Here is a 24,878-nt window from a genome sequence, read left to right on the forward strand (position 1 = left end):
GACCTTGAGCGGTTGCGCAACAGGAAACGTTGCGACTCTGTCGCCACCGGGGCGCCGTACGTCGGATCCGAACACTGAAGGAAGAGTACATGGTTGAAGCTTTGATCATCGATGCATGCAGGACGCCGCGGGGCATTGGCAAGGCCGGCAAAGGCGCGCTTTCGGATATCCACCCGCAACAACTCGGCGCAACGGTTTTGCGGGCGCTGGCCGATCGCACCGGCATCGATACCGCCGACGTCGACGACATCATCTGGGGCACCAGTTCGCAACGCGGCCCGCAGAGCGGCGATCTCGGCCGCATGTCGGCGCTCGACGCGGGCTATGACGTCCGCGCCAGCGGCGTCACGCTGGATCGCTTCTGCGGTTCCGGCATCACCAGCGTCAACATGGCGGCCAATGCCATCATGTCGGGCTCCGAGGATCTCGTGATCGCCGGCGGTACCGAGATGATGTCGATGGAAGGCCGCCGCGGCGAGGGTCCATTCATGATGGACAACGGCAATCTTCGTCTGCGCGCCCGGCACCCGCAGTCGCACCAGGGCGTCTGCGCCGATGCGGTAGCGACCCTCGAGGGCATCACGCGGCAGGACGTCGATGCATTGGGTCTCGAAAGCCAGAAGCGGGCCGCCGCCGCGATCCAGGGCGGCCATTTCAGCAAGAGCCTGGTGCCGGTTCATCGCGAGGACGGCAGCCTTGCGCTCGATCGCGAGGAATATCCGCGTCCGCAGACCACGCTCGAAGGGCTGGCTGGATTGAAGCCGGCCTTCACCGCGGTCGCGGATTATCCGCTCGACGACAAGGGCACGACTTATCGCAACCTGATCCTCGAGAAATATCCCGGCCTCGACATCAACTTCATGCACCACGCCGGCAATTCCTCCGGCGTCGTCGACGGTTCTGCCGCGATCCTGCTGGCCTCGCCGAGCTATGCCAAGGCGCACGGCCTGAAGCCGCGTGCCCGCGTCGTCGCGATGGCGAACATGGGGGCCTCGCCGACCCTGATGCTGAATGCGCCGGTGCCGGCCGCGCGCAAGGTGCTAGCCAAGGCAGGCCTCACGCTCGACGACATCGATCTGTTCGAAATCAACGAGGCTTTTGCAGTTGTCGCCGAAAAATTCATTCGCGACCTCAAGATCGACCGCGGAAAGGTCAACGTCAATGGCGGCTCGATCGCGCTCGGCCATCCGATTGGTGCGACCGGGTCGATCCTGATCGGTACCGTGCTCGATGAACTTGAACGACGTGATCTCAAGCGCGGCCTAGTGACAATGTGCGCCGCCGGCGGCATGGCGCCGGCCATCATTATTGAGCGAGTGTGAGTCGCTTTTGAGCAAGTTCGGCCTCGACGAAAAGGCGGCTGTGATTCTTGTCAAAGAACGCAGCCACAATAACGCGGATAGAAATGCAATGATCTATCAGTAAATAATCGAATAACTGAGTTGTTCTTCAAGTGACGGTCAGAACAATTTTTCCGATATGCTGGCCACTTTCCAGTCGGCGGTGTGCATCGGCCGCCTGGGCGAGCGGAAAAGTGCGATCGATGATGCACTTGTAGCGTCCTTGCCCGATGATGGGCAGGGCGTTTGCCTGAACCGCACTCGCTAGACGCGCTTTGTCTTCGGTCGAGCGCGCCCTGAGAGTTGACCCGGTGTAGACGAGGCGCTTCATCATCAGGCGCCGGAAATTGACCGTCGCGGTCGGCGTGTCCATAAAGCCGATCTGAACAATGCGTCCTTGGACGGACGCGGCTTCGAAATTCTTTTCGATGTAGCTTCCGCCGACCATATCCAGGATGACATGGGCGCCGGTTCCCCCCGTGGCGGTGAGAACCCTTTGGACGAAATCCTCGTTCTTGTAGTCGATTGCGGTATCGGCTCCAAGATTGCAGCAAACGTCGCACTTTTCCCTGGATCCGGCAGTGGCGATCACATTGGCGTTGAAAGCCTTGGCGATTTGGATCGCCGTCACGCCGATTCCGGAGGTACCGCCGTGGACGAGAAGGGTCTCGCCGGCCTGCAATGCCCCAAGCTCGAACACATTTTGCCATACGGTCATAAATGTCTCGGGTATGGAGGCCGCTGAGACCATGTCCAGACCGTCAGGAATAGCAAAACTGTGGGCTTCGTGAGCGGTACAATATTGTGCGTAACCACCTCCGGCCATCAACGACATGACTCTGTCGCCCGGCCTGAAGCGGGTTACTTTCGATCCAGTAGCAGCGACTTCGCCCGCCACTTCCAACCCCAATATATCGCTAGCGCCTGGCGGCGGGGGATAGAACCCCTTTCGTTGCACGATGTCCCCCCGGTTCAATCCGGCGGCGACAATCTTGATGAGAAGCTCGTGTGGTCCGGGGACGGGAAGAGGCCTTACCTCTTGCGAGAGAACCTCGGGGCCACCGGGCACGTTCGCTCGTATCGCAATCATCGTTTCGGGTAACGGCATCGGAACCATCCTGGGGTATTAGGGCGACGCTCGGGAGCTGCGCTAGCTGCTTGGCTAAACGCCGGGCTCAGTTATTTGGGTGCTGGTTGGCCGGTCAGGACAAGATTATTGCGTGGCGGCAGGAATCTAATGCACTGTGCTCTGCCTCATCAGCTCTCATTCTGGTCGATGCCCACCCACTCAGAACAATATTAGCACATATGTGCGAAATATGGAAGTTCCGAGCCGCTCTTCGCGCTGCTCTATCGCATCCATAGGAAGGTCGCTGCGAGAGGCTCCCCGAGTCGGTGAATCAGGAGTTAATTTTCCGGCAAATTTAGCCGCGTGGCGCCCCCGCGACTCAGTCTATGACGTCTTGGTCCCACAAAAAGTGCGGGTGCACACAGATGCCAAACTCAAATGACGTCGCCAGCAACGCGATACTTTGGGAGCGCGTCCTGTCCCTGTTCGTCGTGGGGGCCAGCGTGTTGGGCGGAAGCGCGGTTTTGCTCATACAGGCGCTGCCACCGATACTTCATGGATTTCCATGAGGGCCGCGTTTGACTGTGACCGCGGTGCTCGCAACCGCCATTCTGACTGCGAGAAATTCCGTAGCGATCTCAAGGGGTCAAAAACACCGAAAAAGTCAGAACGGCCTTTGAAAACACTACGATATTTGGAGACTTCCAAGCTGAATACGAGGGTTCGATTCCCTTCACCCGCTCCAGCCTTTTCAGAGACCTCGCTAGAGGCTCGCATTTCATTCCGACAAATCGGCTGGTTCGCGCGCTCCGATGCTCGCTTTCCGATCGACGGTTTCGCGTGCCGCTTGAACGCCGTCGTATTCCACGCACTGCTCGATAGATCGCCCGAGATGTGACCTCATCAAAACGGAATATCCTGGTTTGGAGAAGAGGTCGTGAGAAATCGGCGACTATGGCGCAAAAATAGGACAGTTCGAACCCAAGGCCTGGGACGATCTGTGCAGATGAAGCGATCAGACGATTAGTCCGCGGTAGCTTCTGCGATGGTGATCTGCACCGCGGTTTCTGAACTGAAGGTGAGCCGCTCGGATTTGACCAATCGCGAACCAGGCTCGTCGACTCACAAGTGAAGCTCACAGATTCAAATTCTGTCCCCGCAACCAAATTGGCTGCGGGGAGCAGTTCGGCTTGCCCTTCGCATTGACCAATGGGCCGGAGACGGCGCGATTTGTGATTGACGAACGCTTGTTCAATATGCATGTATCATTAATACACGCGTTCAACATGTCTGTACGAATTTGATCCGGCGGATCCCAGTCAATCGAGAGGCACCGTGAAGCAGTCCGGAATAGGACAGTCTCTGCCAAGATTAGAGGACGCTCGGCTCGTTACCGGAGCGGGCTCATACGGCGATGATATTGCGCCGCAGGGACTGGCGTACGCGACCGTTGTCCGCTCCACGCATCCGCATGCCAGGCTTGTCAGCATCGACGTTGAGGCGGCGCGGTGCGCGCCCGGCGTGCTGGAGGTGCTGGTCGGAGCGGACTATTTGTCCGATGGGCTGCGCCCCATGCCGTTGACCCCGCAGGCGATGACGCCGCCCGACATCAAGCTCACCAACGCTGACGGTTCGGACATCTTCGTGCCCAAATATTATCCGCTCGCGCTCGACCGTGTCAGGTTCCTGGGAGAGGGCGTTGCCTGGATCGTTGCTGAAACGCTGAACGACGCCAAGTCAGCCGGAGAACTGGTTGAAATCGAATACGAGGATTTGCCGGCAACAGCTGACGGCAGGGCCGCCGCCGAAACTTCAGCGGCGGTGTTATGGGACGAGGCCGGATCCAATGTGGTGCTCGACGCGCAAGTGGGTAGTGTCGAAGCAGTGGCGAAGGCGTTCGGCTCGGCTGCCCATGTCGTTCGCCTTGAGACGCATGTGCCTCGCGTCACCGGCGTACCGATGGAGCCGCGTACTGCGGTCGCGAGCTACGATCCGGACACGGGAAAGTATACACTTCACGCCGGAGGTGGCAGCGTAACCAGGCCAAAATCAGACCTCATGGCAATGCTCGGGGTGACCGAAGACCAGATAAGGGTCATCGCCCGGGACGTCGGTGGCAATTTCGGCACACGAAACTCGTCGTATCCGGAATTCGCCCTTGCCGCCTGGTCAGCCCGGCGTCTCTGCCGCCCGGTCAAGTGGGTCTGCGAACGCAGCGAGTCGTTCCTGACCGACTTCCATGGCCGCGATATGGCCGTGACGGCCGAACTGGCGCTCGACGCCGAGGGCAATTTTCTGGCGCTGCGGTCGTCGAACCTCAGCAATCTCGGCGCATACCCGGTCTCCCACATCCCCCTGACCAAGGGGACCGAGTTGATGTCGAGCATCTACCGGATCCCGTTGGCGTCGGCCCGTGCCCGTGCCGTCCTCAGCAACAGTTCGCCCACCGTTCCCTATCGGAGCGCCGGCAGGCCGGAGGCCATGTTCGTGATCGAGCGCCTGATCGATCTCGCCGCGCGAGAGCACCATTTCGACAGGCTGGAGCTCCGCCGCCGCAACTTGATTCCACTCGAAGCCATGCCGTATCCGAATCCATACGGCATGCTCTACGACAGCGGCGACTATCGAGGTGTTTTCGAACAAGTCTTGAAGCTATCCGATTTCGCAAACTTCGGGTCGCGCAAAGCAGAGTCAAAGCGGCGGGGGCTTGAGCGCGGCATCGGCGTGGGATGCTACATCGAATCCGCCAGCGGCTACCCGCACGAGCGAGCGCGCGTCACCGTGCGACCCGACGGCCGCATCGAGGTCGTGATCGGTACGCTTTCGGCGGGACAGGGCCATGAGACCAGTTTTGCCCAGCTCCTTAGCGAATATCTTGGCGTACTGCCCGAGACGTTGATTCTGGTCACTGGCGACACCGACGTCGTCAAAGCCGGTGGCGGCTCGCATTCGGGCCGCTCCATGCGACATGCCGGCACCACGATATCCCTTGCATCAAAGGAAATCATTGCCAAAGGAAAAATCATCGCAGCCCACCTGCTGGAAACGTCGCCGCTAGACGTCACCTACGAAGGCGCGAAGTTCACCGTAACCGGAACCGACCGTCACGTGGGATTGTTTGAAGTCGCCCGCGCGGCTCGACAGCAAGATCACTTGCCGCCGGAGCTCCAGGGGCCGTTGTCGGGTGCGGGAGAAGTCGACTCACGCGTGGCTTCGTTTCCATATGGCGCGCATGTGTGTGAAGTCGAGATAGACCCAGTCACCTGCGAAGTGGACCTTGTCCGATACACCACGGTCGATGACGTCGGCCTCGCGGTCAATCCGCTCATTCTTGACGGCCAGACGCATGGTGGAATCGTCCAGGGGTTTGGCGAAGCGATGATGGAGCACTGCTGTTATGGCGAGGATGCTCAACTCCTGAGTGGATCCTTCATGGATTACGCCATGCCGAGGGCGGGCGATCTTCCGTGGTTCGAAACTGCGATCAGCGAAATTCCCTCGACGACCCATCCGCTGGGAATGAGAGGCGGGGGTGAGGGCGGCATAACTCCGGCGCTCGGCGTCATTGTCAACGCAGTGGTCGACGCATTGTCCGCCTATGGCGTCAAACATATCGAGATGCCGGTCACGATGGAGCGCGTGTGGCTCGCGCTTGGAAGCGCCAAACAACAAGCGAAAAAATAACGCAAAACGGGGGGATAGAATGCGACCAAATTCAAGGGCGATCTGGATAGCTGCCGCACTGGCCTGCTCGACGTTGCAGGCCTCTGCTCAGGAGAAAGTACTCAAGGTCGGTAACCTCAGCGATATGTCAGGCCTCTACGCCGACCTCGGCGGTCCCGGTTCGACTGTGGCTGCACAGATGGCAATAGAAGATTCCGGACTGCTGCAGAAGGGCTGGAAGATCGATGTGATCGAGGCCGATCATCAGAACAAGCCCGATATTGCAACTTCGATTGCGCGCCGCTGGCTCGATATCGACAAGGTCGATGTATTCGTCGACGTCGTCAGTTCGGGAGTGGCGCTGGCCGTTGCCAACATCGTCAAGGAGAAGAATTCCGTCCTCCTGACGCAAGCCGCGTCCTCCGATATTACCAACGCTTCCTGCTCTCCCAATACCGTGCAGTGGGCGTACGACACCTACATGCTGGCCAATAGCACCGGCTCGGCCCTCGCCAAGGCCGGCGGAGACACGTGGTTCTTCCTGACCGCAGACTACACGTTCGGCGCGGCGCTGGAGCGCGATACTGCTGCCGTGGTTCAGAGAAACGGTGGAAAAGTCATCGGCAGCGTCAAGCATCCTCTGAACAGCTCGGACTTCTCATCGTACCTGCTGCAAGCCCAGGCATCCAAGGCCAAGATCATCGGGCTTGCCAACGGCGGCAACGACACGACCAACGCGCTCAAGCAGGCGTCGGAATTCGGGATCAACAGGGGGGGCCAAAAGCTCGCGGGGTTGCTGGTTCTGATCACGGACATTCACTCTCTTGGCCTCGCTACGGCCCAGGGCCTGAACCTCACCGAGTCATTCTACTGGGACATGAATGACGAAACACGGGCGTTTTCCCGCCGGTTCTCCGAACGGATGAAGACGAAGGCGATGCCGAGCATGGTTCACGCCGCAGTATACGCAAGCCTCCTTCATTATCTGAAGGCCGTCGTCGCACTGGACAGCAATGCCCGTGACGGCGCCAAGGTCGTCGCGAAGATGAAGGACATCCCGACCGATGACCCCCTTTTTGGAAAAGGTGTCATCCAGGCAAACGGTCGCAAGATCCATCCGGCGTACTTGTTCGAGGTCAAATCACCCTCTGAATCGAAAGCGCCGTGGGACTACTACAAACTGGTGGCCACCACCCCGGCGGAACAAGCCTTCCGGCCTCTTGCCGAAAGCGAATGCCCACTCGTTGCCAGGAAATAAGCAGCCTCAAGTTCATCGGAGCACCATATTCATGTCTGAATACGTCAATACGAATCTATTTATCGATGGGCGGTGGAGGAATAGCTCCGATGTGGGTTCCCTGCCGGTGTTAAACCCGGCAAGCGGAGAGGTCATCGGATCCGTTGCCCGCGCCTCCCGAGCGGATCTATATGATGCGCTGCATGCCGCGTCGGCAGCCTTCGCAAAATGGCGCGATACTTCCGCGTTTGAACGCTCGAAAATAATGCGCCGCGCGGCGGATCTGCTTCGCGAACGTGCCGAAACGACGGCGCGATACATGACGCTCGAGCAAGGCAAGCCCCTGCTGGAGTCGAAAATGGAAACCCTCGCGGGGGCGGACATCATCGATTGGTTCGCCGAGGAGGGCCGCAGAGTGTATGGCCGCGTGATACCTGCGCGCCTGAACGACGTGGATCAGATCGTGTTCAGAGAGCCGGTCGGGGTTGTCGCGGCATTCTCTCCGTGGAATTTCCCGATCAACCAGGCAGTAAGAAAGATTTCGGCCGCCGTGGCGGCGGGGTGTTCGATAATCCTCAAGGGGCCGGAGGAGACGCCTGCATCCTGCGCCGAGCTGGTTCGCGCGTTCGCCGACGCCGGCGCACCGGCCGGGCTGATCAATCTGGTGTTCGGAAATCCGGCAGAGATCTCCGATTTTCTGATCGTCCACCCGATAGTCAAGAAGATAACATTCACGGGTTCAACGTCCGTAGGCAAGCAGCTGGCTTCCCTTGCGGGATTGCATATGAAGCGGGTAACGATGGAGCTGGGCGGTCATGCTCCTGCGATCGTCTGCGCGGACGCCGATGTGGAGACCGCGAGCAGGATACTGGCGGCCAATAAATTCCGAAATGCCGGGCAGGTCTGCGTCGCTCCAACCCGATTCCTGGTTCATGACAGCGTGTTCGACGAGTTCGTGGGCCGCTTCACGGACGCCGCCAAGGCGCTTCGTGTCGGAGACGGTCTTGCCGCCGGTACGACGATCGGCCCGCTGGCAAATTCGCGCCGGGTGGATGCCATGAATGACTTTGTCGCCGATGCCGTTGGCAAGGGTGCGAAGATCGAGACCGGTGGCAAGCGGATCGGAAACAAGGGAAACTTTTTCGAACCAACGGTGATGTCGCGCGTGCCGATCTCGGCCCGGATGATGAACGAAGAGCCTTTCGGGCCGCTCGCGATCATCAATCCGTTCCAGGAACTTGAGGAAGCAGTCTTGGAAGCGAATCGGCTGCCGTACGGTCTTGCGTCGTACGCCTACACTCGCTCCACAAAAAACGCTCAGAAAATTGCACGCTCTGTTGAAGCCGGCATGCTGTCGATCAACCATCACGGTCTCGCTCTTCCGGAAACGCCGTTCGGCGGTGTCAAGGATTCGGGTTACGGGTCCGAGGGAGGCAGCGAGGCGCTCGAGGCGTATGTGACGACGAAGTTCGTCTCGCAATCCGCCGGCTACTGAAAGCCCTGTCCTGAAAGATAAAGCATGCCGAGACGCATCATAGACTTGTCAATTCCCCTTCGAGACGATGTCGTGACCGATCCGCCGGATTTTCGTCCGGTGATCGAGTACAAGAACCATCGGGATAACGTGCATGAACTGCTGCAATTCTTTCCCGGGCTGACCGAAGCCGACCTGCCCAATGGTGAAGGCTGGGCAAACGAGAAGATGCATCTGAGCACGCATAGTGGGACGCATCTGGATGCGCCCTACCACTATCACTCGACGATGAACGGCGGCGAGAAGGCGATCACGATTGATCAGGTGCCGCTCGAATGGTGTCTGAGCGACGGGGTCAAGCTGGACTTTCGTTCGTTTCCCGACGGTTATGTCGTAACCGAAGCCGACGTCGAAGCAGAGTTCAAGCGCATCCGGTACACGCTCAAGCCGCTCGATATCGTGCTGGTAAATACCCGCGCCGGATCGCGATTGGGACATGATGATTATTTGAACGCAGGCTGCGGAATGGGGCGGGCTGCGACCATGTATCTTCTCGATCGTGGCGTACGCGTCACCGGCATCGACGGTTGGAGCTGGGACGCGCCGTTCGTTCACACCAGGGAACGTTACGCCAATACCAAGGATGCGTCGATCATCTGGGAAGGGCATCGGGCCGGGATGGCCGGATGCTATTCACACATCGAAAAGCTCTCGAATTTGGAGCAGCTTCCGCCCTTCGGCTTCACCGTATCGTGCCTGCCGATCAAGATCAGGCGGGCATCCGCAGGATGGACTCGCGCCATTGCAATCCTCGACGATTGAAGCTGCGGCTTGAAGCTGATCGAAATCTCGACCTGAATACCCAGCGGAGCCCATGACGTGCCAATTGAAATTTCAGGCTCTCAGCAGATCGACGCATTGCGGCAGTCGGTTTGGGACAAGTTGAACGATCCCGAGACGCTGAAGGCATGCATCCCCGGTTGTGAGGCGCTCGAAAAATGCGATGACAAGGGCTTCGCCGCTGTAGTCCGGATCAGAATCGGTCCGGTCTCCGCCAGGTTCAAGGGCCGGGTGGCTCTCACGGATCTCGATCCGCCTGCCAGCTATAAAATCTCGGGCCAGGGCGAGGGTGGGATCGCGGGGTTTGCGAAGGGAGACGCCTCGATTGTGCTTGCAGAGTCGGACGGTGGAACCTCCCTAAGCTATGTCGTGAACGTGGAGATCGGCGGCAAACTGGCTCAACTCGGCCAGCGCCTTATCGTCGGTACCGCAAGAAAGCTATCCGATGAATTCTTCAGGGAATTTGTGAAGCAGGCCGGCCTTCATCGAATGGATGCCGGATTTTTGCCAGCGTGAAGCCAGGAATGTCGAAATGACGATCGTAAACCTCACGGTAAATGGTGCAGCCGTTAGAACTGACGTTGAATCGCGAACATTGTTGGTTCAGTTGCTACGTGAGCACCTGCGGCTGACTGGCACGCACGTTGGCTGCGATACCTCTCAATGCGGCGCTTGCACGGTGCATATCGACGGCAAAACGATGAGATCCTGCACAACACTGGCCGTGCTGATGGAGGGCCGTTCGGTAACAACGATTGAGGGGTTGGCGCCGGCGCAGGGGTGCTTGCATCCGATGCAGGAGGCGTTTCGGCTCAATCATGGGTTACAGTGTGGATTCTGCACGCCGGGAATGATTATGACCGCCGTGTACCTCGCGCGGGAGTACGGTGCCTCGATCTCCGAGAAAGAAGTCAGGGAGGGGCTTGAAGGTAACCTCTGTCGGTGCACCGGTTATCAGAACATCGTGAAGGCGGTTCTCGCCGGAGCGAAGGCGATGGCTGAACTGGTGCCAGACAAACCGTCGTCGCTGCATGCCGGGGAGACGACCTGATGTACGATTTTGAATTGAGCCGACCTCGCTCCGTGGAAGCCGCTTCCGATATTCTAGCATCTTTCCCGGAAGCAAAGATCATAGCAGGCGGGCATACGCTCGTCCCGGTCCTGAAGCAGCGCCTTGCGAAACCATCTCATCTCGTAGACCTGTCGCTGATCCCAAATCTGCAGAATATCGAACTGCACGGGGACTATCTCACAATAGGTGCCATGGTTCGACACGCGGCGATCGCATCCTCCGACTTGGTGCGCAAGGCGATCCCCGCGCTATCATATCTGGCATCGACTATTGGCGATCCGGCGGTGCGCAATGCGGGGACGATAGGTGGATCGTTGGCGAACAACGATCCGGCCGCGGATTATCCGGCGGCATGCCTGGCGCTGAACGCCACGATTGTGACCAACAAGCGGGAGTTGGGTGCCGAAGCGTTCTTTCAAGGGCTTTTCACAACTGCGCTCGAGGGTGATGAAATCATAAAAGCGATCAGGGTTCCGATAAGTCTGGCTTCTGCATATGTGAAGATCAGAAACCGCGCGTCGAGATATGCCTTGGCCGGTGTCTTTGTTTCCCGTCAGGCCCTCTCCGTTCGCGTGGCGGTTACAGGATCGGGTGCAGCCGGCGTATTCCGGCTCCTGGATTTCGAAGCGGCCCTGCAGCGCAGCTTTGATCCCGGTGCGATCGCTGGTCTGTCGGTCTCTCCGAACGATCTGTTGAGTGATTGGCACGCGAGTGCGGAGTTTCGCGCGCATATCGTCGCGGTGGCGGCGAGCCGCGCCGTCGGCAAGGTATCGAGCGCTCCGTCGATAGCCTGTTGATGTCAAATCGGGCATATCGAGCAAAAACGAGGACGCCGTGATGACAAACGATCAGCTAAGAGCCGTCGCGATAGAAGAGCACTACGTCGATCCGGAGCTCCTGGAATATCTGGGCGAAAGCGGCGAGACTTTGCTCAATCGGAAAATGAAGGAGGTCGGCCGAGAGCGCTTGGACGATATGGACCGTTGCGGGATCCAGATGCAGGTCCTGTCACACGCCCCGCCCGGTCTTCAGAAAGTGTCGTCGGAGTTTGCCCAGGATATGGCCAGGCGGGTGAATGATCGGCTCTGGAACGCGATCCAGATAGCCCCCGACCGGTTTGCCGGATTTGCTTCACTGCCCACCATTGATCCCGTCGCGGCAGCCAGGGAGCTGGAACGCGCGGTGACCCAGCTCGGTTTCAAAGGTGCGATGATCCACGGTCTGACCGACGGATCGTTTCTCGACGACCGAAAGTTCTGGCCGATATTTGAGGTGGCGGAAGCGCTCGATGTCCCGATTTATGTCCATCCTGCCGACCCGCACCCCCTGGTGCTGAAAACCTACTTTGGTAGCTACGCCGAGACCCATCCCATGTTTACCCGCGCGGCGTGGGGCTTCACAATTGAGACCGGAACGCAGGCCATGCGAATGGTGCTGGGAGGTGTTTTTGACAAGCATCCGGGACTGAAGATTATTCTCGGTCACCTCGGCGAAACGATTCCCTTTCTGCTCGCGCGAATTGACGAGGCGTTGTCGCGGGACACTCCCATGAAGAATTTTCGCGAGTACTTTTGTAAGCACTTCTACATTACGACCAGCGGCTTCTTTTCCGATCCTGCGTTACTCTGCTGCATCCAGGAAATGGGCGTCGACAGGATCATGTTCTCGGTGGATTGGCCGTTTGCCCGCAACGAGGCCGGCAGCGAGTGGATCAAGAAGGTTGCGCTGAGCAAGGACGACCGGCGCAAGATCCTGTCAGGAAACGCACGACGTCTGCTGCGCCTGGATGACGATCGCGACCTGGCCGGAAGCTGAAATGGTCCATCCCTTCGCCACTGTGGCCTGACGCGGATTGTGTTGATATCTTCGATACGCCCTTGCGGCGGCAACTTTGCGTCTGCCGTATTGAGGGCGGCTAAGTCCACTTAACCCCAGAATCGGCTTCGTACCGGCATGCAATACAAAGTGACGATCGAGCTAAGCGGTGACATCCCGGACCGCATCGTGGCCGCTGCCGAAGACCTCTTTGCGGCGAAAGGCGTCGATGCAGTGTCCTTGCGGGAGCTGACATCGATCGCCGGCGTCAGCCTGGGTGCGGTGAACTACTATTTCGGTTCGAAGGAAGCGCTGACAGATACCGTCTACAGCAATCTGTGCGATCGAATAAATTCTGTTCGCCTCAAGGAGCTTGATGAGTGTCTCGCCAAGGCGAAACGCCTGAAGCGCAAGCCAGATCTCGAAGCGATACTGGCAAGCTTCGTGCGGCCGTATCTTGATCCCGGGTACGAAAAAAGTGGCTTGCTGTTGGCGAGGTTGATCCTGGAGCACAGGCTCAGGCCTACTGCGTTGACTCAAAGCCTGTACGACAGGCATCTTGATCATCTCGCCAAAAGATTTATCGATGCCTTGTCGGAGGCGTGCCCGAATTTGCCTTCGGTCGAGATATTTTGGCGGTACTCGTTCATGGTCAACACCGTGATTCTGACCGCGACCGATCGCGACAAACACAACCGCCTCAAGAAGTTATCGAAAGGCAAAGCTGATAGCGGTGACAGCAGGCAGCTCGAAAGAGCGCTATTATCGTTTCTCAAGCGCGGCTTCCTGGGGGCCTGAAGGTGCTATCCCCGTGGCGCCGATACAAGCGCCGTCCCGGGCGCTACTGCCCGGTAACCGCGGCCAAGGGTTTGGAAAGGGGTGAGGCTTGATGGGCAAACGCCATTCTGACAACGAGCAGTTCTGTAACGATCTGCGCGGTCCAAAAAGGCTAAAAATGTCAGAATGGCTTTTGAAAACACTACAAGATTTCTCGACTTCCAAGCTGAATACGAGGGTTCGATTCCCTTCACCCGCTCCATCTCCGTAACGCGAATATCACTGCAGAGTCAGTGTGTTACATGGGGTGCGGACTCGGTCGAGAGTCCGAAAAAGTTGTGCGCCCTTTTTTCTAGGGCGCACATCGGGCGCAATTTTTTTCCGCAAGTTTTTGAGTTCTTGATAGAGCATCAGCCTTTGTGGCTGCTCTTGCATAATTGGAAATCGTTTATAGGTTGAGTGCGCCCTAGGGGGCACGCATATGGCAAACTGAAACATCGCACAGCAAACAGACACATCAGCAAAACGCAAAATCAGCAAACGCAAAACAGTCAGACAGCGAACAGATCAACGCAGAACAGCAAACAGCAGCAACATCTCAGAATCAGCAAACAGCAGCAAAATTTCAAAGATCAATGACAACTAGGGCCGTCTTCCGGCCGGAGGCACTAGGCCCAGGAATACTCACTGCATGATCATGCTGCCGACTTAACCGTCTGTGGCCACGGACCTCAGAACATGGAAACATCATGTTTAAGGTTCGTATCGAGGTGACCGCAGATCTGCATGCAATCAGCCGTTTGATTGTTTTGCTTGCTCTGCTTCTGACTTAACGGAAGGCGCGAGAGGGAAGCTTCTCGCGCTTTTTGTTGGGCGCAAGCAGAACGGTGTCTGCCGGCGCTTCCCTAACGCCAAACCCCGATCAAAGTGATCGTTACCAGCGCAAGTGCAAACAGCAGAATAGTGGCAAGGTCGCCTTCGGCCGCAGCCTCCAAAAGAAACGGGATCCGGACTTTTAGTTTGGTTTTGTTTGCCATGGCTCGACTGCTAAATGGTTGGTCGCACGGACGATGCCCGGTACGTCGCCGTTGCGCACGTACAATCGCGCGCAACGCTCACTCTCTATGCTTACTTAGTGGAAGCATATTGCCGTCCTTGTCGAACCATTTGGCATGAACGTCTCGTTCCCGCTCAAACTCTCCCGGCCCAAACCAACGCTTGACAGTACTTGGCGCCACCCCGAGCGCTTCACCAATAATTTTGAATGTGGGATTGACGCCTCGCGCCATCAGCTGTCCGGCTATCAGCCCAGCATTTTGTTTGTTCTGCCGGATTTCTCCCTCTTTCTCATAATGCAAGTTAGATCCACCCAGCCGCTCCCGCACAAGAACGATGAGGTCACGTGGGGTCATCAGGTCATCATTCCAGCTGAGCGCATCAAGTGAGCAGCAGATGATCCAATCGATCAGCTTTTCTGGAATAGCTAGCCCACGTCGAATCAAGTGAGTTTCGCCATCGGCGGCAATCTCCCGTGCCTCGATGATCTTCTCCATGAGCCGAAGAGCCATTTCGCTGATCGTGTCCTGATCAGCGTCAAGGATACCTCCGAGCAGTTCGGGATCGATGCCGTACCGAGCTAGCTCTTCCCGCATGTAGAACATCGACTCGAAGCCGCCGACCGTGCTGACCTCGATCTCGGCCTCCGGATTTTCGCGCCGAAGCCTCACGTAATTCTCGATCGAGGGGTCTGCCTTGTATTTTTTCGTGACCTCGTTGAAGCCGCCAGCTTCGCTTGATCCAAAGTTTTGAGCCATCCCTAACTCTCCCGCCTGCTCAGGTCCGCTCATATCCTTGGCTGTCAGTTGATGTGGGGAATTGCTTTAGAAAAAGCTCTTCACATCCGGGTTTGCTTGCCCCTGCTGGAAGCCCATATTTGTAGAGCCCACGATGAGGGCTGCTGCGGCAATGACGCGACCATGCTGGCGTCTTCTCGTTGTTTATATACGTCTTTAAGGCGTGCTGGTAGATTGGAACAATTATAGGTAGCTGTCTTCACGGTCTGAACGACTGAAAACTATAGGAATGGGTATGGAGCAGACAGGCTTGGTTGGCGTCAACGCGGTTGAGGGGATCTTCCTGAAGGATTTCGGCTGGCTCTTCCGGCCGCAGACGTTTTCCGATTGGGGTGTGGATGCCCATGTCGAGGTCAAGGTCAACGGCAGGGCGACAGGCCGGTTGTTGGCGCTGCAGATCAAGTCAGGCCCATCTTACTTCGAGCACGAGAAGAAGGACCACTACGTCTATTACGGCAAGGGGAAGCACCTCTGGTACTGGCAGAACAACTCGCTGCCCGTTGCTTTGGTCCTGCACAACCCCGAGACCGATGAAACCCTCTGGGTGCGGATCGATCCCTGGAACGTGAAGCACGGCAAGAAGGGCGGATGGTCGACCAAGGTGCCGAAGGCGAATGTCCTCAACAAGGCCGCGAAGGCGGAGCTAGAGAAGGGCGTGGCGGACGCGTCCGTCGAGCGCAAGCTGCTGTTCGCGCTAGATTACCCGCTGATCAAGGTGTTGGAAAAGAATGACGCCTATTTCCAGATCGACAGGGATACCCAGAACCACGACCTGCCCTGGACCGTCAACATCTTCTTCGATGACTTCAAGGGGGAACCTGACCTGGTGCTTCCGGTCTCCACCATCGCGACCGAGATTGGCGAATTCTTTCAGGACAAGTGGCCGTGGCTCGAATTCAGTTTCCTAGAAGGCCACGAGATATTACCCGGCGGAATGGGAGTGCTGCGTTCACGGCTGCATGTCTGGGTTAATGATCTCGGCAAGGCATACCTCGAAGTCGAAAAGTACTACGAGAGCGGCGCTGCCGAGTTTCTGGTAGATGATCCCGGCCTGGAAGGCACGTGTGACGACGACGAGGAGATGGAGGAGAACTTCCGGCGCAACATGGAGCGGGACGACTGAGGCAGCCTCTCATATGATGACAAACCGCTGATTCGTTAGGGGTGGATCGTGAGTGAGGCACCAGAACAAACGATAGAGGAATTGTTGGCCACCTCCACCGCGCCAGCCAGCATTCCAATTCATCTGAAAGACTTCGCTGACGAGAAAACGGCGAAGGATTTGGCCGATAGGACGGTAGCCTTCATCAGGTATATCGGTACGCGGATGAATCTGGAGGACTTGGACGGCGTCACGGTCGCGTATGATTACGCTAAAGCCCTGACTGAGATCGACCGCGGATATGAAACCGCACACGTCCTGACAGCTTCAACCGAGATCGCGCATGGTGTCGCGATGGCGCCTGGCGTTTTCCGTGATGGAGTGCTCAAGACCCACTTGGCGTTCAATGCAAACGTGCTGATGCATCTGATGGATGGGGAGGGTGAAAGCTTTTCCCAAGTCTATTACCAGCTCGCGCATGAATGTGGCCACGTTCACGATCGCACAGCATTCGATGTCGCGATCCCCGGGCTTCTGCAGCGGCCTTACGATTTTGGGACTGAGCTCGCCCGCATCCAGTTCAGTCTGGGTTGGGGAAGCTGGTGTGAATATGCGGCGACGAGGTTGAGCGCGTCGTTCTATCCGGAGCAGGTAGCCCATTTTGAAGAGACCTTCTTCGCAGCACTCGAAGGGCTCGATGACCGTGTTGAAGCCGCGATGGATGCCTTTGGAGACGATAACGATGGCTGGAAGTGCTTCAGGACGGTTACGGGAGAGTACGATCGCTTTCTCACATTTACCTCATATCTCCTAGGGCACCTGAATGGCCTGGGCGAGGACATCGACCGTGCGCCGAAGTTCAAGGAATTCCTGCAGTCCGGTAACTGGCTCGCAAAGTACGTCATTGATCTCGACAAGACCCTTGAGAAAATCTGGAGCAAGTACGGTGAGTGGAAAAACTTCGATGAGTTTAACGGAATAGGTGAGTTGGTCTTGCTGCTTGCCGCAACCGATGGCGTTCACCTCACTGCAGATGGGCTGAGCATCTACTGACCTGTTGCCAACTTTCCTGATGCTGTGCGCGTCGCCGTTCCGACAACAGGAAGTTCTGTAGCGGTCTCAATCATCTGCAAGGCTGCAAAATGTCGGAATGGCTATTGAACCTGCTTGCAGATTCCACGACTTCCAAACTGAGTACATCGTCAGCAACTCTTCAGATGAAGTAGCTCGCTTCCGTCCAACGATCTTGCTCCCCTGGAACGATCGTCGGCGAGACACACGCCGTGATTCGGCTAACGGAATTGAGTTGGAAGTCGGAGTGTTGCGTTGCCGAAGACCGTCATCGCCAATCCTCTGGCTGGATCGTAGGCAAAGTTACGGTCGACAATCCTGTTCGCCTCGAAGTTCGCCTCAACGAGCGAACAACCGGCTTTCCATCGCTCAAGAAAGGCAGGAAGCCAGTGTGAGGGCACCCGCGCGTCTAGAGGCCAAGGCGACGCAATCACGGCTTGGCAGCCCCGATCCAGGATCTGCCTGGCCAGTCCGATAGTCGTGTTCGCAGCAGGGTGCTTGTCAGCTCTTCCGCCGCTGCAGACGAAAAGCACCACGACGTCAACGTTCCTGTGTGCCCCGGCCAAATCGGCCGCTGATACCTTCAGGCTTCCCTCATCGGAGACAAGCTGGAAGTAGCGTCCCTCCGGGTTGACGCTGCCGTGCGCGGCGATCACAGCCATTGTCGCGCCTGCAAACGATGTCGGAACCTCTGCGCCATGGTCGACCTCGAAACCGTAGGCGTCGAAGCTTGGCTCAAGACGTTGCGCAATCATCGACAAGGTCTGGCTTTCGCCCTGGCTCGCAGCCGTGGAAATCCATGCGCACAGCCGGCCGTCGCCGATCGGCCCGATTGATCGCGCCGCACTCAGCCAGCCGAGCGAGGGCGCGGCTGCAATGGGGCGCGTTCTACCCGCGAACTCGTCCTCGACATAGACGATGTTCGGCGGGAATTGTTGCAGGGTCGCATCCGCAACCACAATCACTGGCCCTTCCGGCAGGCCCGAAAATCTCAAATCGGCGGTGGTGGTGTAGAACAGATTGGCTGTGCTCTCGTCGATGCCATAAGCGTAAGGGTAATCCGATGCCCAGCGGGCAAAGCGCTCACGGTGAAAGACATCGTCATGTTCTCGCACTGCTGGCTGAAGCTGACCGCTAACAGTCGTCTCCCGCACCAGCTTCCCGCTAGCGTCAAAACCGATCTGGACGACACTCAATCCGTCCAGAGAAATCGAGCGCGCGATCTCGGCTGGTTCCCCGATCTGCTTGGGAAGGGGAGGCGGCACCGCTGCCTCGTCCCATCCGGGGGTGGCGACACCGCGGTCGGCCAACAATTCGAGCGCAAATGACGTTTCTGTCGGATTGTTGATAAACGCGTCACCGCTGAGCGCTTGTCCAGCAATCGTCGCGATATGATGCAGATCATATCCGATATCATCCGAATAGCGCGACTCATCCTTGGTTTTCAGCAGACGGAGCAAGTCCTGTGCCGAAACAGTCTCCGCCGATGCAGTCCTCACCAGCATGCCGGTATTCCCGTCCATCTTGTCGTTGAGTTGGGACAGGATCGCCTCGGCTTGCGCTGGAATGGCCGCGCCCTTGCTACGAGCGATGCGCATAAGCTGACCGATCATCGCGGCAGCCGGCTCTGGCCGTTCGCCAACCACCAGCACATCTTCGCCGTTACGCACCGCGTCAGCGAGCAGGCGTTCAAGTTCATCGGTGCTAAAGCCCTTGATCGTCACTTCCTTCATGCGCGTCTGGAGTTCGAGCGTGTCCAACCGATTGCGATAGCGGTCCGACAGGCCAAGCGGTTCGATCAGCTCCCTCGCGTGCTGGATCGCGATCTTCGCCTTGCTGAACAGTCCGCAGTCCCGCAGCAGACGTGCGAGCGCTGTCATTTCCTGCCAAACTTGTTCGCTGTCGCCCTTGCTGTCCGCAGCCAATGTGCAGGCCAACGCTAGCAATCCCTCGAGATGATTGTGGCAGCGGTGGTACACCTCGGCCATCGTGAACCAGCCAAGGCGCCGGCGGCGTGGCGTACGCGTGCTGTTCAGGATGGCCTGTTCTGCCAGATCACGGGCAAGCTGGCTAAAGCCGGCTCCCACCAACCGCTCCGCGACAAGTCGGATCAGTCGCAGGTCGATATCCGGGTCGGAGCCGTGCGGAGCAACCGATGCGCCGAAAGTCAGCCAGAATTGGATATCCGCTGCATCAGCGGCCGAGCCGATCGGCGCGAACGAGAGATACTGCGTCACGGCGGATATGATCTCGTCAGCCGGCTCGGTGATAAGCTCCGCCGGAAGAACCGTCCGGCCGATCACGAGCGGCTCTTCGCCCTTGAGCCAGTCGAAGGCGGATTGCAAGAATGGCTCATGCTCAGTGAGCCAGTCGACACCGGCGGTGCCGAGCGTGATCGTCGGTTCGACTTCGAGCGAACGCGACGCCAGCTTCATTGCAATTGACGCTGCTAGCGCAAGCCCCGTCATGCCCGCTATCGACGGTCCCAAGACCGCCGTCAGACGCACCCTCAACGCCTGGTTTGCCGGATCGGCGCCGAGACGGTCGACCAGTGCGGTCAACGCGGTCTCGACGCGCTCAATCGGCAAGATGCGCGATCCTCCCTGGCCTGAGAGCAAAAACACGCGCTCCAGGCCTTCCAGCAACAGGTCCTCCCATTGCACCAACAAAGACGTTGCCTTCGGGGCAGGCAAAACAAATTCGAACGCGTGGAAGATAAGCTGACGGCGAAGCGCGTCGCGCACGCAGGCAAGCCGAAGTGTCTCGGCCAGTTCGGCCTCGCCCTTGGCCGAGGCGATCAGGGCATGATAGTCTGGGACGCCCGCCACCGACAGGTATTTGGCAAGGCGCTCATAATAGTCGACTCTTGCCTCAGTTCCGGCTTCCATTGAGAGCGATGCTGCAACGCCGGCGTAGTCGCCGGCCTCACGCAGCACGCGCCGCTGGCGCATGCGCAGGCCGGGGCTGTCCACAAAAAGGGCTGTCATCCGGTCGGCGACGCTCTGCTCAAGATCGCTGGATCCAATGTCATGGGCAACAGAAAGCGCGCTCTCGAGCTCCTCAAGACGATAGAGCTGCGCGATGGCCGGCGCCAGCACCTCTCTCGCGAGCCTTGAGGCATTCGCATCCAGCGCCACGCGCGCCAGCTTGACGCGCATCGTTGCTTCGAGTTCGCGACCAGACGACATTTCCTCACGGATCGCCTGCAAGGCTTGCGGGTAATGCCCGGCCCGGTGCGTCAGTTGAATCTGAAGCAGCGCCTTCTGACTGGCAAGGCCCGCCGGCAGGCGTTCCAGGTCGCGGAGCACGCGGCCGAGTCGGCCTTCGCGCGTCCAGGCATCCCATTCGCCGACATGTTGAGCCAGGAATATTTCCGGATCTTCGTCTCGACTTCCCGCCAAAACCCCGCAATGGTCGATCGACATCAACAATTTCAAAAGTTCTTCCCGGCCCGGGTTCAGCTCATTCGCGTCCAACGCAACATACAGGCCGCGCTCCCGCGCAATCGTTGTCGCTGCGGCAGCAAGCGCATGAAACTGCGGCACCCAAAAATCCTGGTGGAGAAGGGGCGCCTGTGCACCTGGGGGAATGTACGGCTGGACCGTCTCGTCCCGATAGCCCGCAGCTTCGGTGACAATGACAGCCGCTCTCTCGTCTTGCCGGCGGATGACATCGAGCACCGACGAGGTGCGCAGATCCGCAGCGAAAACCAGATGGAGCCGTTTTCGCAATGCTGTCTTCTGTTCTTCCGATAACTTGTGCCCGCCCAGAAGGTTGATGGCGGCAATCATTGTCTCACGGGATTGCGCCTGTGCGGCATCGATGTCCGATCCGGGCGGCAGGATGACCACAAATCGTCTGACCGCCCGCTTGCCGTTCTGGTCGACCAGTCCCGCGAGCGCAGCCGCTAAAACTCCCGCACGTTCTGCCGGCGTAAAAATTTCAAGCGTGACAATATCGCTGCCACCAAAGATCTGAGGGTTGTTGGCGAGTGAGTGGGCGAAGTAACGGGCAAGGTCGCTATGGTCGCTCAGAACATGGCCGTCTGCTGCGCTGTTATCCTCGAGCCGCCCGTCTGCGGCTTCTTCGGGAGCAGCGTTGGTTGCAGCTGTTCGCTCTTCGGGCATCTCTTTGGCACTCCCGAACGGCAGGCCGTCTCGCGAAAGAAAAGTGAGAAGACGCTACCGAACACGCTATCATGCATTTGGTGGCTGTTCGCCGCCACGTCGACCATAGCGGCTGTTTTCCCGGGGTCTGGCCAGCTTCTCGTAACCTGCCGCATGCCATGGCTCTCTTTGATATCGAGCCATCATCCACACGCTGTGGGATCTAACCACCCAGTCGTGAAGTCTTCAGTAAAGGCGTACTTCGGTGGATCGCGGAGAGAGCTGGTTGACCTTGTCAGCACTGAGAACCACTTCCATCCCGCATATTTGTTGCCGGTTTGGCGCAAATGTGTATAGCGCTTGAGACTTGACCAGGAGCGATGACCGGACACAGCGGCTACTTGAGGAATATTCCGACCGATTTCGAATAGCCTCGAAATACCATCGTGACGAAGATCATGTAGATGCAAGTCGATGATCTCAAGGAACTGACACGCGCGGGTGAAATTGGTCCCAATAGTGTCGCCGCAATACGGAAAGATTTCTTCGCGCCTCTTCGGCATTGAGAGAATTATCTGAAGCGCTTCGGGCGGAAGATCGCACCATACGTCGTTCCCGTTCTTCTCTCCGGGGTTCTTCATATCACGGACCAAAACACGACTTCCTTCAGCGTCAAGATCCTTCCACGAGATTCGTGTAATCTCCTCCAGTCGACGCGACGAAAATATCGCAAACCCGATGACCTTCTGCATCGGAATGGAGGATGGTCGGCGGTTCAGCCGCTCGCCGAAATATTCCATGATCTTATCGAGCTCTTCGAGTGTCGGCCGGCGATCACGTTCGCGGCTCTTGCTCGCAATGCCGAGGCGCTTCGCAACTACGAAGGCGTCCTTCATTGCGGTTTGATCAAGTGGATATGCCCATGCCGGCTTGGCTACGGCAAATACGGCTGCTAAATGCGAGAGATAGTTGCCGACTGTCGACGGAGCGACGTTAATTATAAGTTCATTGGCAAATCCGACCACATCGTTGCTCGTGATTTCAGAACACTTCTTGTTGGCTATGTCGTACTTCTTGATCGCCCGTAGTACCTGCGCTTTTGTACGACCGATCTTCTTGATCGATTCATCTGTGTAGCGGTCGATAACTATGGCTAGAGTCGGATCAGGCGCTTCGAGGCGCTCGAGGGCACCCGGTTTGGCGAGTTCCTTCTCCCGCTTTTCGAGCCAAGCAGAGGCAGCCTGCTGCCGATCGAACGTTCGATTTTCTCGATGAACGATCTTACCACCTCGCTTGATGAGGAGCTGGGCCTGGTATCCAGTAGAGCCATTGCTTCGCTTGCGTGGTACGACGGTTCCCATCTTGGAGGCTCCACTACTGGTACTGCATGGACGTCTTCGGTACTGCGCCGCAGTACCGAGGGTATCAAAATGGACGAAAATGGCTAAAAAACGGGCTACAACAGGAATTCAAAAATCTCCATAAGTAACTGAAATGACCGAAAAAACTACGAAATCCTACGATTTTCTTTTCTCCGTCGCGCCAATGATGGATTGGACTGACCGGCATTGCCGGGTGTTCCACCGTCATCTCACGCGGCGGGCGCTGCTTTATACGGAGATGCTGACCACGGGCGCCATCCTTCATGGCGACCGGGAGCGACTGCTCGGGTTCGACGGCTCGGAGCACAGGGTGGCGCTTCAGCTTGGTGGGTCGGATCCGCGTGAGCTCGCGCAGGCTGCGCGGATTGGCGAGGCGTTCGGCTATGACGAGATCAATCTCAATGTCGGCTGCCCATCCGATCGCGTGAAGGATGGCCGCTTCGGCGCCTGCCTGATGGCGGAGCCGGAGCTTGTCGCGAGGTGCGTCGAGGCGATGAAGCGCGCAGTTGCCGTGCCCGTCACCGTGAAGTGCCGCATCGGAATCGATGACCAGGATCCGGAAGTCGCACTCGACACGCTCGCGCGGGCGGTGGTCGCCGCGGGCTGCGATGCGCTGATCGTGCATGCCCGGAAAGCCTGGCTCAACGGTCTGTCGCCGAAAGAGAACCGCGATATTCCACCGCTCGATTATGATCGCGTCTATCGTCTCAAGCGCGCGATGCCTGATGTGCCCGTCATCATCAATGGCGGCATCGTGAGCATCGACGAGGCGAAAGCGCATCTCGCACATGTCGACGGTGTGATGCTCGGCCGCGCCGCCTACCAGGAGCCGTGGCGGCTGCTCTCCGTCGATTCCGATGTCTTTGGCGAGGCGGCGCCGCATGCGACGATGCAGGACGCGCTCGAGGCGATGATGCCCTATATCGAGACGCAGCTTGCGCGCGGCACGCGCCTGCACGCCATCACGCGGCATTTCGTCGGCGCCTTCCACGCCGTGCCGGGCGCGCGCGCCTTCCGTCGCCATCTTGCCGAGCAGGGTGTCAAGCCGGGCGCCGGTCTCGACGTGCTGCGCGATGCGATCGCGCGCGTCGGTGCGCGCGCGCCGGCGGAAGCGGCCGCCTAGCTGTAATCACCATGAAGAGCCGGATCATGAAATCCGGCTCTCCGTCGGTCGGTCTCAGCGAAACAGGTCGAAGTGATAATTCACGCCGACGCGGAAGGTGTGGAATTTCGCGGCATTCCAGTCCGGCAGATCGTCATGCTTGAACTCGGTGTAGAGATATTCGGCCTTGGCCGACCATTTCGGCAGGAACGCCCATTCGACGCCGCCGCCGGCCGTCCAGCCCATCTTCATCTTGTTGATCGGACCGTCCTTCAATTCGCCTGTAGCAAGACCTGCGGTTCCGAAGAACAGCAGGCGTGAATCCATGGTTGCGATGCCGGCGCGGGCACGGCCGGTCATGTACCAGGGCAGGCTGACCGCGGCGCTGTTGAGCGCGTCGTGGTTCTTGATGTCGCCGCCCTCGAAGTCGTTCTCGATGCCCACGACGAGCATCGGCGAGAGCTGATAGTTGTAGCCGATCTGTACGCCGCCGACGGCGCCCTTGACCTTGCCGCCGCTCGTGCCGACGAGATTGTTGAAGGCGTCGTCGCCGCTCTCGGCATAGCCGGCGTTGAAGCCCGCATAGAGACCCGTCCACGAATACACCGGCTGCGGTGCCGTGTAGGCGGAGGCGGGCGCTGCATAGCGCGGCGACAGGTCCGCAGCGCTGGCGCTACCTGCGGCGAATGCTGCCGCGAAGGGCAGGGCACACACCGTGCGACGTAAGACGGCTCTGGCGGTCATAACTCAATCTCCCACTTGGCCGTCTCCGTCCGGAGGCAGCCCTTGTCCAACCCCGATCCGGGAATGGCTCATTTATAAACCGACCGGGCGGTTTGTAAATAGCGGAAATGCCACACCGGGCTCCTTTGCGACGTTGTGTAGCCTCAAACGGTAGCGCAGCATCAAACGTGCAGATTGAAAGGTCGGCGGCGGCGGCCTTCGCCTGTTGTCCGGCCAGCGATGCCCGCCATC

Annotated in this window: 19 protein-coding genes; 13 read left to right on the forward strand and 6 right to left on the reverse strand. The window is 58.4% G+C overall.

What is annotated here, in order from left to right; all coding sequences use genetic code 11:
* The first annotated feature begins 89 nt into the window (after positions 1-89).
* Positions 90-1,322: an acetyl-CoA C-acetyltransferase gene (locus AC1RUR_RS08710; protein ID WP_492842794.1), complete on the forward strand. Its 1,233-nt coding sequence runs from the start codon at positions 90-92 to the stop codon at positions 1,320-1,322.
* Positions 1,323-1,449: 127 nt separating this feature from the next.
* On the opposite strand, the gene AC1RUR_RS08715 is transcribed toward AC1RUR_RS08710, so the two are convergent.
* A complete protein-coding gene (locus tag AC1RUR_RS08715; protein WP_492842796.1) occupies positions 1,450-2,448 on the reverse strand; it encodes an NAD(P)H-quinone oxidoreductase in 999 nt (332 codons plus the stop codon).
* 1,296 nt (positions 2,449-3,744) lie between these two features.
* Between AC1RUR_RS08715 and AC1RUR_RS08720 the strand changes: the two genes are divergently transcribed.
* The 9 genes from AC1RUR_RS08720 to AC1RUR_RS08760 all read left to right on the forward strand — a co-directional run bounded on the left by AC1RUR_RS08720 (position 3,745) and on the right by AC1RUR_RS08760 (position 13,308).
* Positions 3,745-6,093, forward strand: coding sequence for a xanthine dehydrogenase family protein molybdopterin-binding subunit (locus tag AC1RUR_RS08720; protein ID WP_492842798.1), 2,349 nt, complete (start codon positions 3,745-3,747; stop codon positions 6,091-6,093).
* A gap of 19 nt (positions 6,094-6,112) precedes the next feature.
* Positions 6,113-7,330, forward strand: a complete 1,218-nt coding sequence (locus tag AC1RUR_RS08725) for an ABC transporter substrate-binding protein (RefSeq protein ID WP_492842800.1) — start codon at positions 6,113-6,115, stop codon at positions 7,328-7,330.
* Positions 7,331-7,361: 31 nt separating this feature from the next.
* Positions 7,362-8,804, forward strand: a complete 1,443-nt coding sequence (locus tag AC1RUR_RS08730) for an NAD-dependent succinate-semialdehyde dehydrogenase (RefSeq protein WP_492842802.1) — start codon at positions 7,362-7,364, stop codon at positions 8,802-8,804.
* A 24-nt stretch (positions 8,805-8,828) separates the two neighbouring features.
* A complete protein-coding gene (locus tag AC1RUR_RS08735) occupies positions 8,829-9,605 on the forward strand; it encodes a cyclase family protein (protein WP_492842804.1) in 777 nt (258 codons plus the stop codon).
* A gap of 57 nt (positions 9,606-9,662) precedes the next feature.
* A complete protein-coding gene (locus AC1RUR_RS08740) occupies positions 9,663-10,139 on the forward strand; it encodes an SRPBCC family protein (RefSeq protein WP_492842806.1) in 477 nt (158 codons plus the stop codon).
* Positions 10,140-10,155: 16 nt separating this feature from the next.
* The gene (locus tag AC1RUR_RS08745; protein WP_492842808.1) at positions 10,156-10,674 is read left to right on the forward strand and encodes a (2Fe-2S)-binding protein; all 519 of its coding nucleotides are present in this window, start codon (positions 10,156-10,158) and stop codon (positions 10,672-10,674) included.
* Positions 10,674-11,492: an FAD binding domain-containing protein gene (locus AC1RUR_RS08750; protein ID WP_492842810.1), complete on the forward strand. Its 819-nt coding sequence runs from the start codon at positions 10,674-10,676 to the stop codon at positions 11,490-11,492. Before AC1RUR_RS08745 ends, AC1RUR_RS08750 begins: the two co-directional genes overlap by 1 nt.
* 40 nt (positions 11,493-11,532) lie before the next feature.
* Positions 11,533-12,510: an amidohydrolase family protein gene (locus AC1RUR_RS08755; protein ID WP_492842812.1), complete on the forward strand. Its 978-nt coding sequence runs from the start codon at positions 11,533-11,535 to the stop codon at positions 12,508-12,510.
* 138 nt (positions 12,511-12,648) lie between these two features.
* Entirely contained in the window at positions 12,649-13,308 is a 660-nt protein-coding gene (locus tag AC1RUR_RS08760) for a TetR/AcrR family transcriptional regulator (protein ID WP_492842814.1), read from the forward strand.
* 884 nt (positions 13,309-14,192) lie between these two features.
* Here the strand turns inward: AC1RUR_RS08760 and AC1RUR_RS08765 are convergent.
* Both AC1RUR_RS08765 and AC1RUR_RS08770 read right to left on the reverse strand, forming a co-directional pair.
* Positions 14,193-14,324: a hypothetical protein gene (locus AC1RUR_RS08765; RefSeq protein ID WP_492842816.1), complete on the reverse strand. Its 132-nt coding sequence runs from the start codon at positions 14,322-14,324 to the stop codon at positions 14,193-14,195.
* 78 nt (positions 14,325-14,402) lie between these two features.
* Complete coding sequence (locus tag AC1RUR_RS08770; RefSeq protein WP_492842818.1) at positions 14,403-15,101, reverse strand: hypothetical protein; 699 nt, start codon at positions 15,099-15,101, stop codon at positions 14,403-14,405.
* A 274-nt stretch (positions 15,102-15,375) separates the two neighbouring features.
* Between AC1RUR_RS08770 and AC1RUR_RS08775 the strand changes: the two genes are divergently transcribed.
* Both AC1RUR_RS08775 and AC1RUR_RS08780 read left to right on the forward strand, forming a co-directional pair.
* Entirely contained in the window at positions 15,376-16,263 is an 888-nt protein-coding gene (locus AC1RUR_RS08775; protein WP_492842820.1) for a DUF4365 domain-containing protein, read from the forward strand.
* Between the two features lie 48 nt (positions 16,264-16,311).
* On the forward strand, positions 16,312-17,295 hold the full coding sequence (locus tag AC1RUR_RS08780; RefSeq protein ID WP_492842822.1) for a hypothetical protein: 984 nt from the start codon (positions 16,312-16,314) through the stop codon (positions 17,293-17,295).
* Between the two features lie 239 nt (positions 17,296-17,534).
* Here the strand turns inward: AC1RUR_RS08780 and AC1RUR_RS08785 are convergent, their stop codons facing one another.
* Together AC1RUR_RS08785 and AC1RUR_RS08790 are read right to left on the reverse strand one after the other, a co-directional pair.
* Positions 17,535-21,440 (reverse strand): CHAT domain-containing protein, encoded by a 3,906-nt coding sequence (locus tag AC1RUR_RS08785; RefSeq protein ID WP_492842824.1) that lies wholly within the window; start codon positions 21,438-21,440, stop codon positions 17,535-17,537.
* Positions 21,441-21,622: 182 nt separating this feature from the next.
* Complete coding sequence (locus tag AC1RUR_RS08790; protein WP_492842826.1) at positions 21,623-22,780, reverse strand: site-specific integrase; 1,158 nt, start codon at positions 22,778-22,780, stop codon at positions 21,623-21,625.
* A gap of 133 nt (positions 22,781-22,913) precedes the next feature.
* On the opposite strand from AC1RUR_RS08790, the gene dusA reads away from it, so the two are divergent.
* Positions 22,914-23,924, forward strand: coding sequence for a tRNA dihydrouridine(20/20a) synthase DusA (gene dusA / locus AC1RUR_RS08795; protein WP_492842828.1), 1,011 nt, complete (start codon positions 22,914-22,916; stop codon positions 23,922-23,924).
* Between the two features lie 54 nt (positions 23,925-23,978).
* On the opposite strand, the gene AC1RUR_RS08800 is transcribed toward dusA, so the two are convergent.
* Positions 23,979-24,647, reverse strand: a complete 669-nt coding sequence (locus AC1RUR_RS08800) for an outer membrane protein (protein WP_492842830.1) — start codon at positions 24,645-24,647, stop codon at positions 23,979-23,981.
* Between the last annotated feature and the right edge of the window lie 231 nt (positions 24,648-24,878).

This window comes from Bradyrhizobium sp. GW821-FHT12B03 (genome assembly GCF_058807535.1).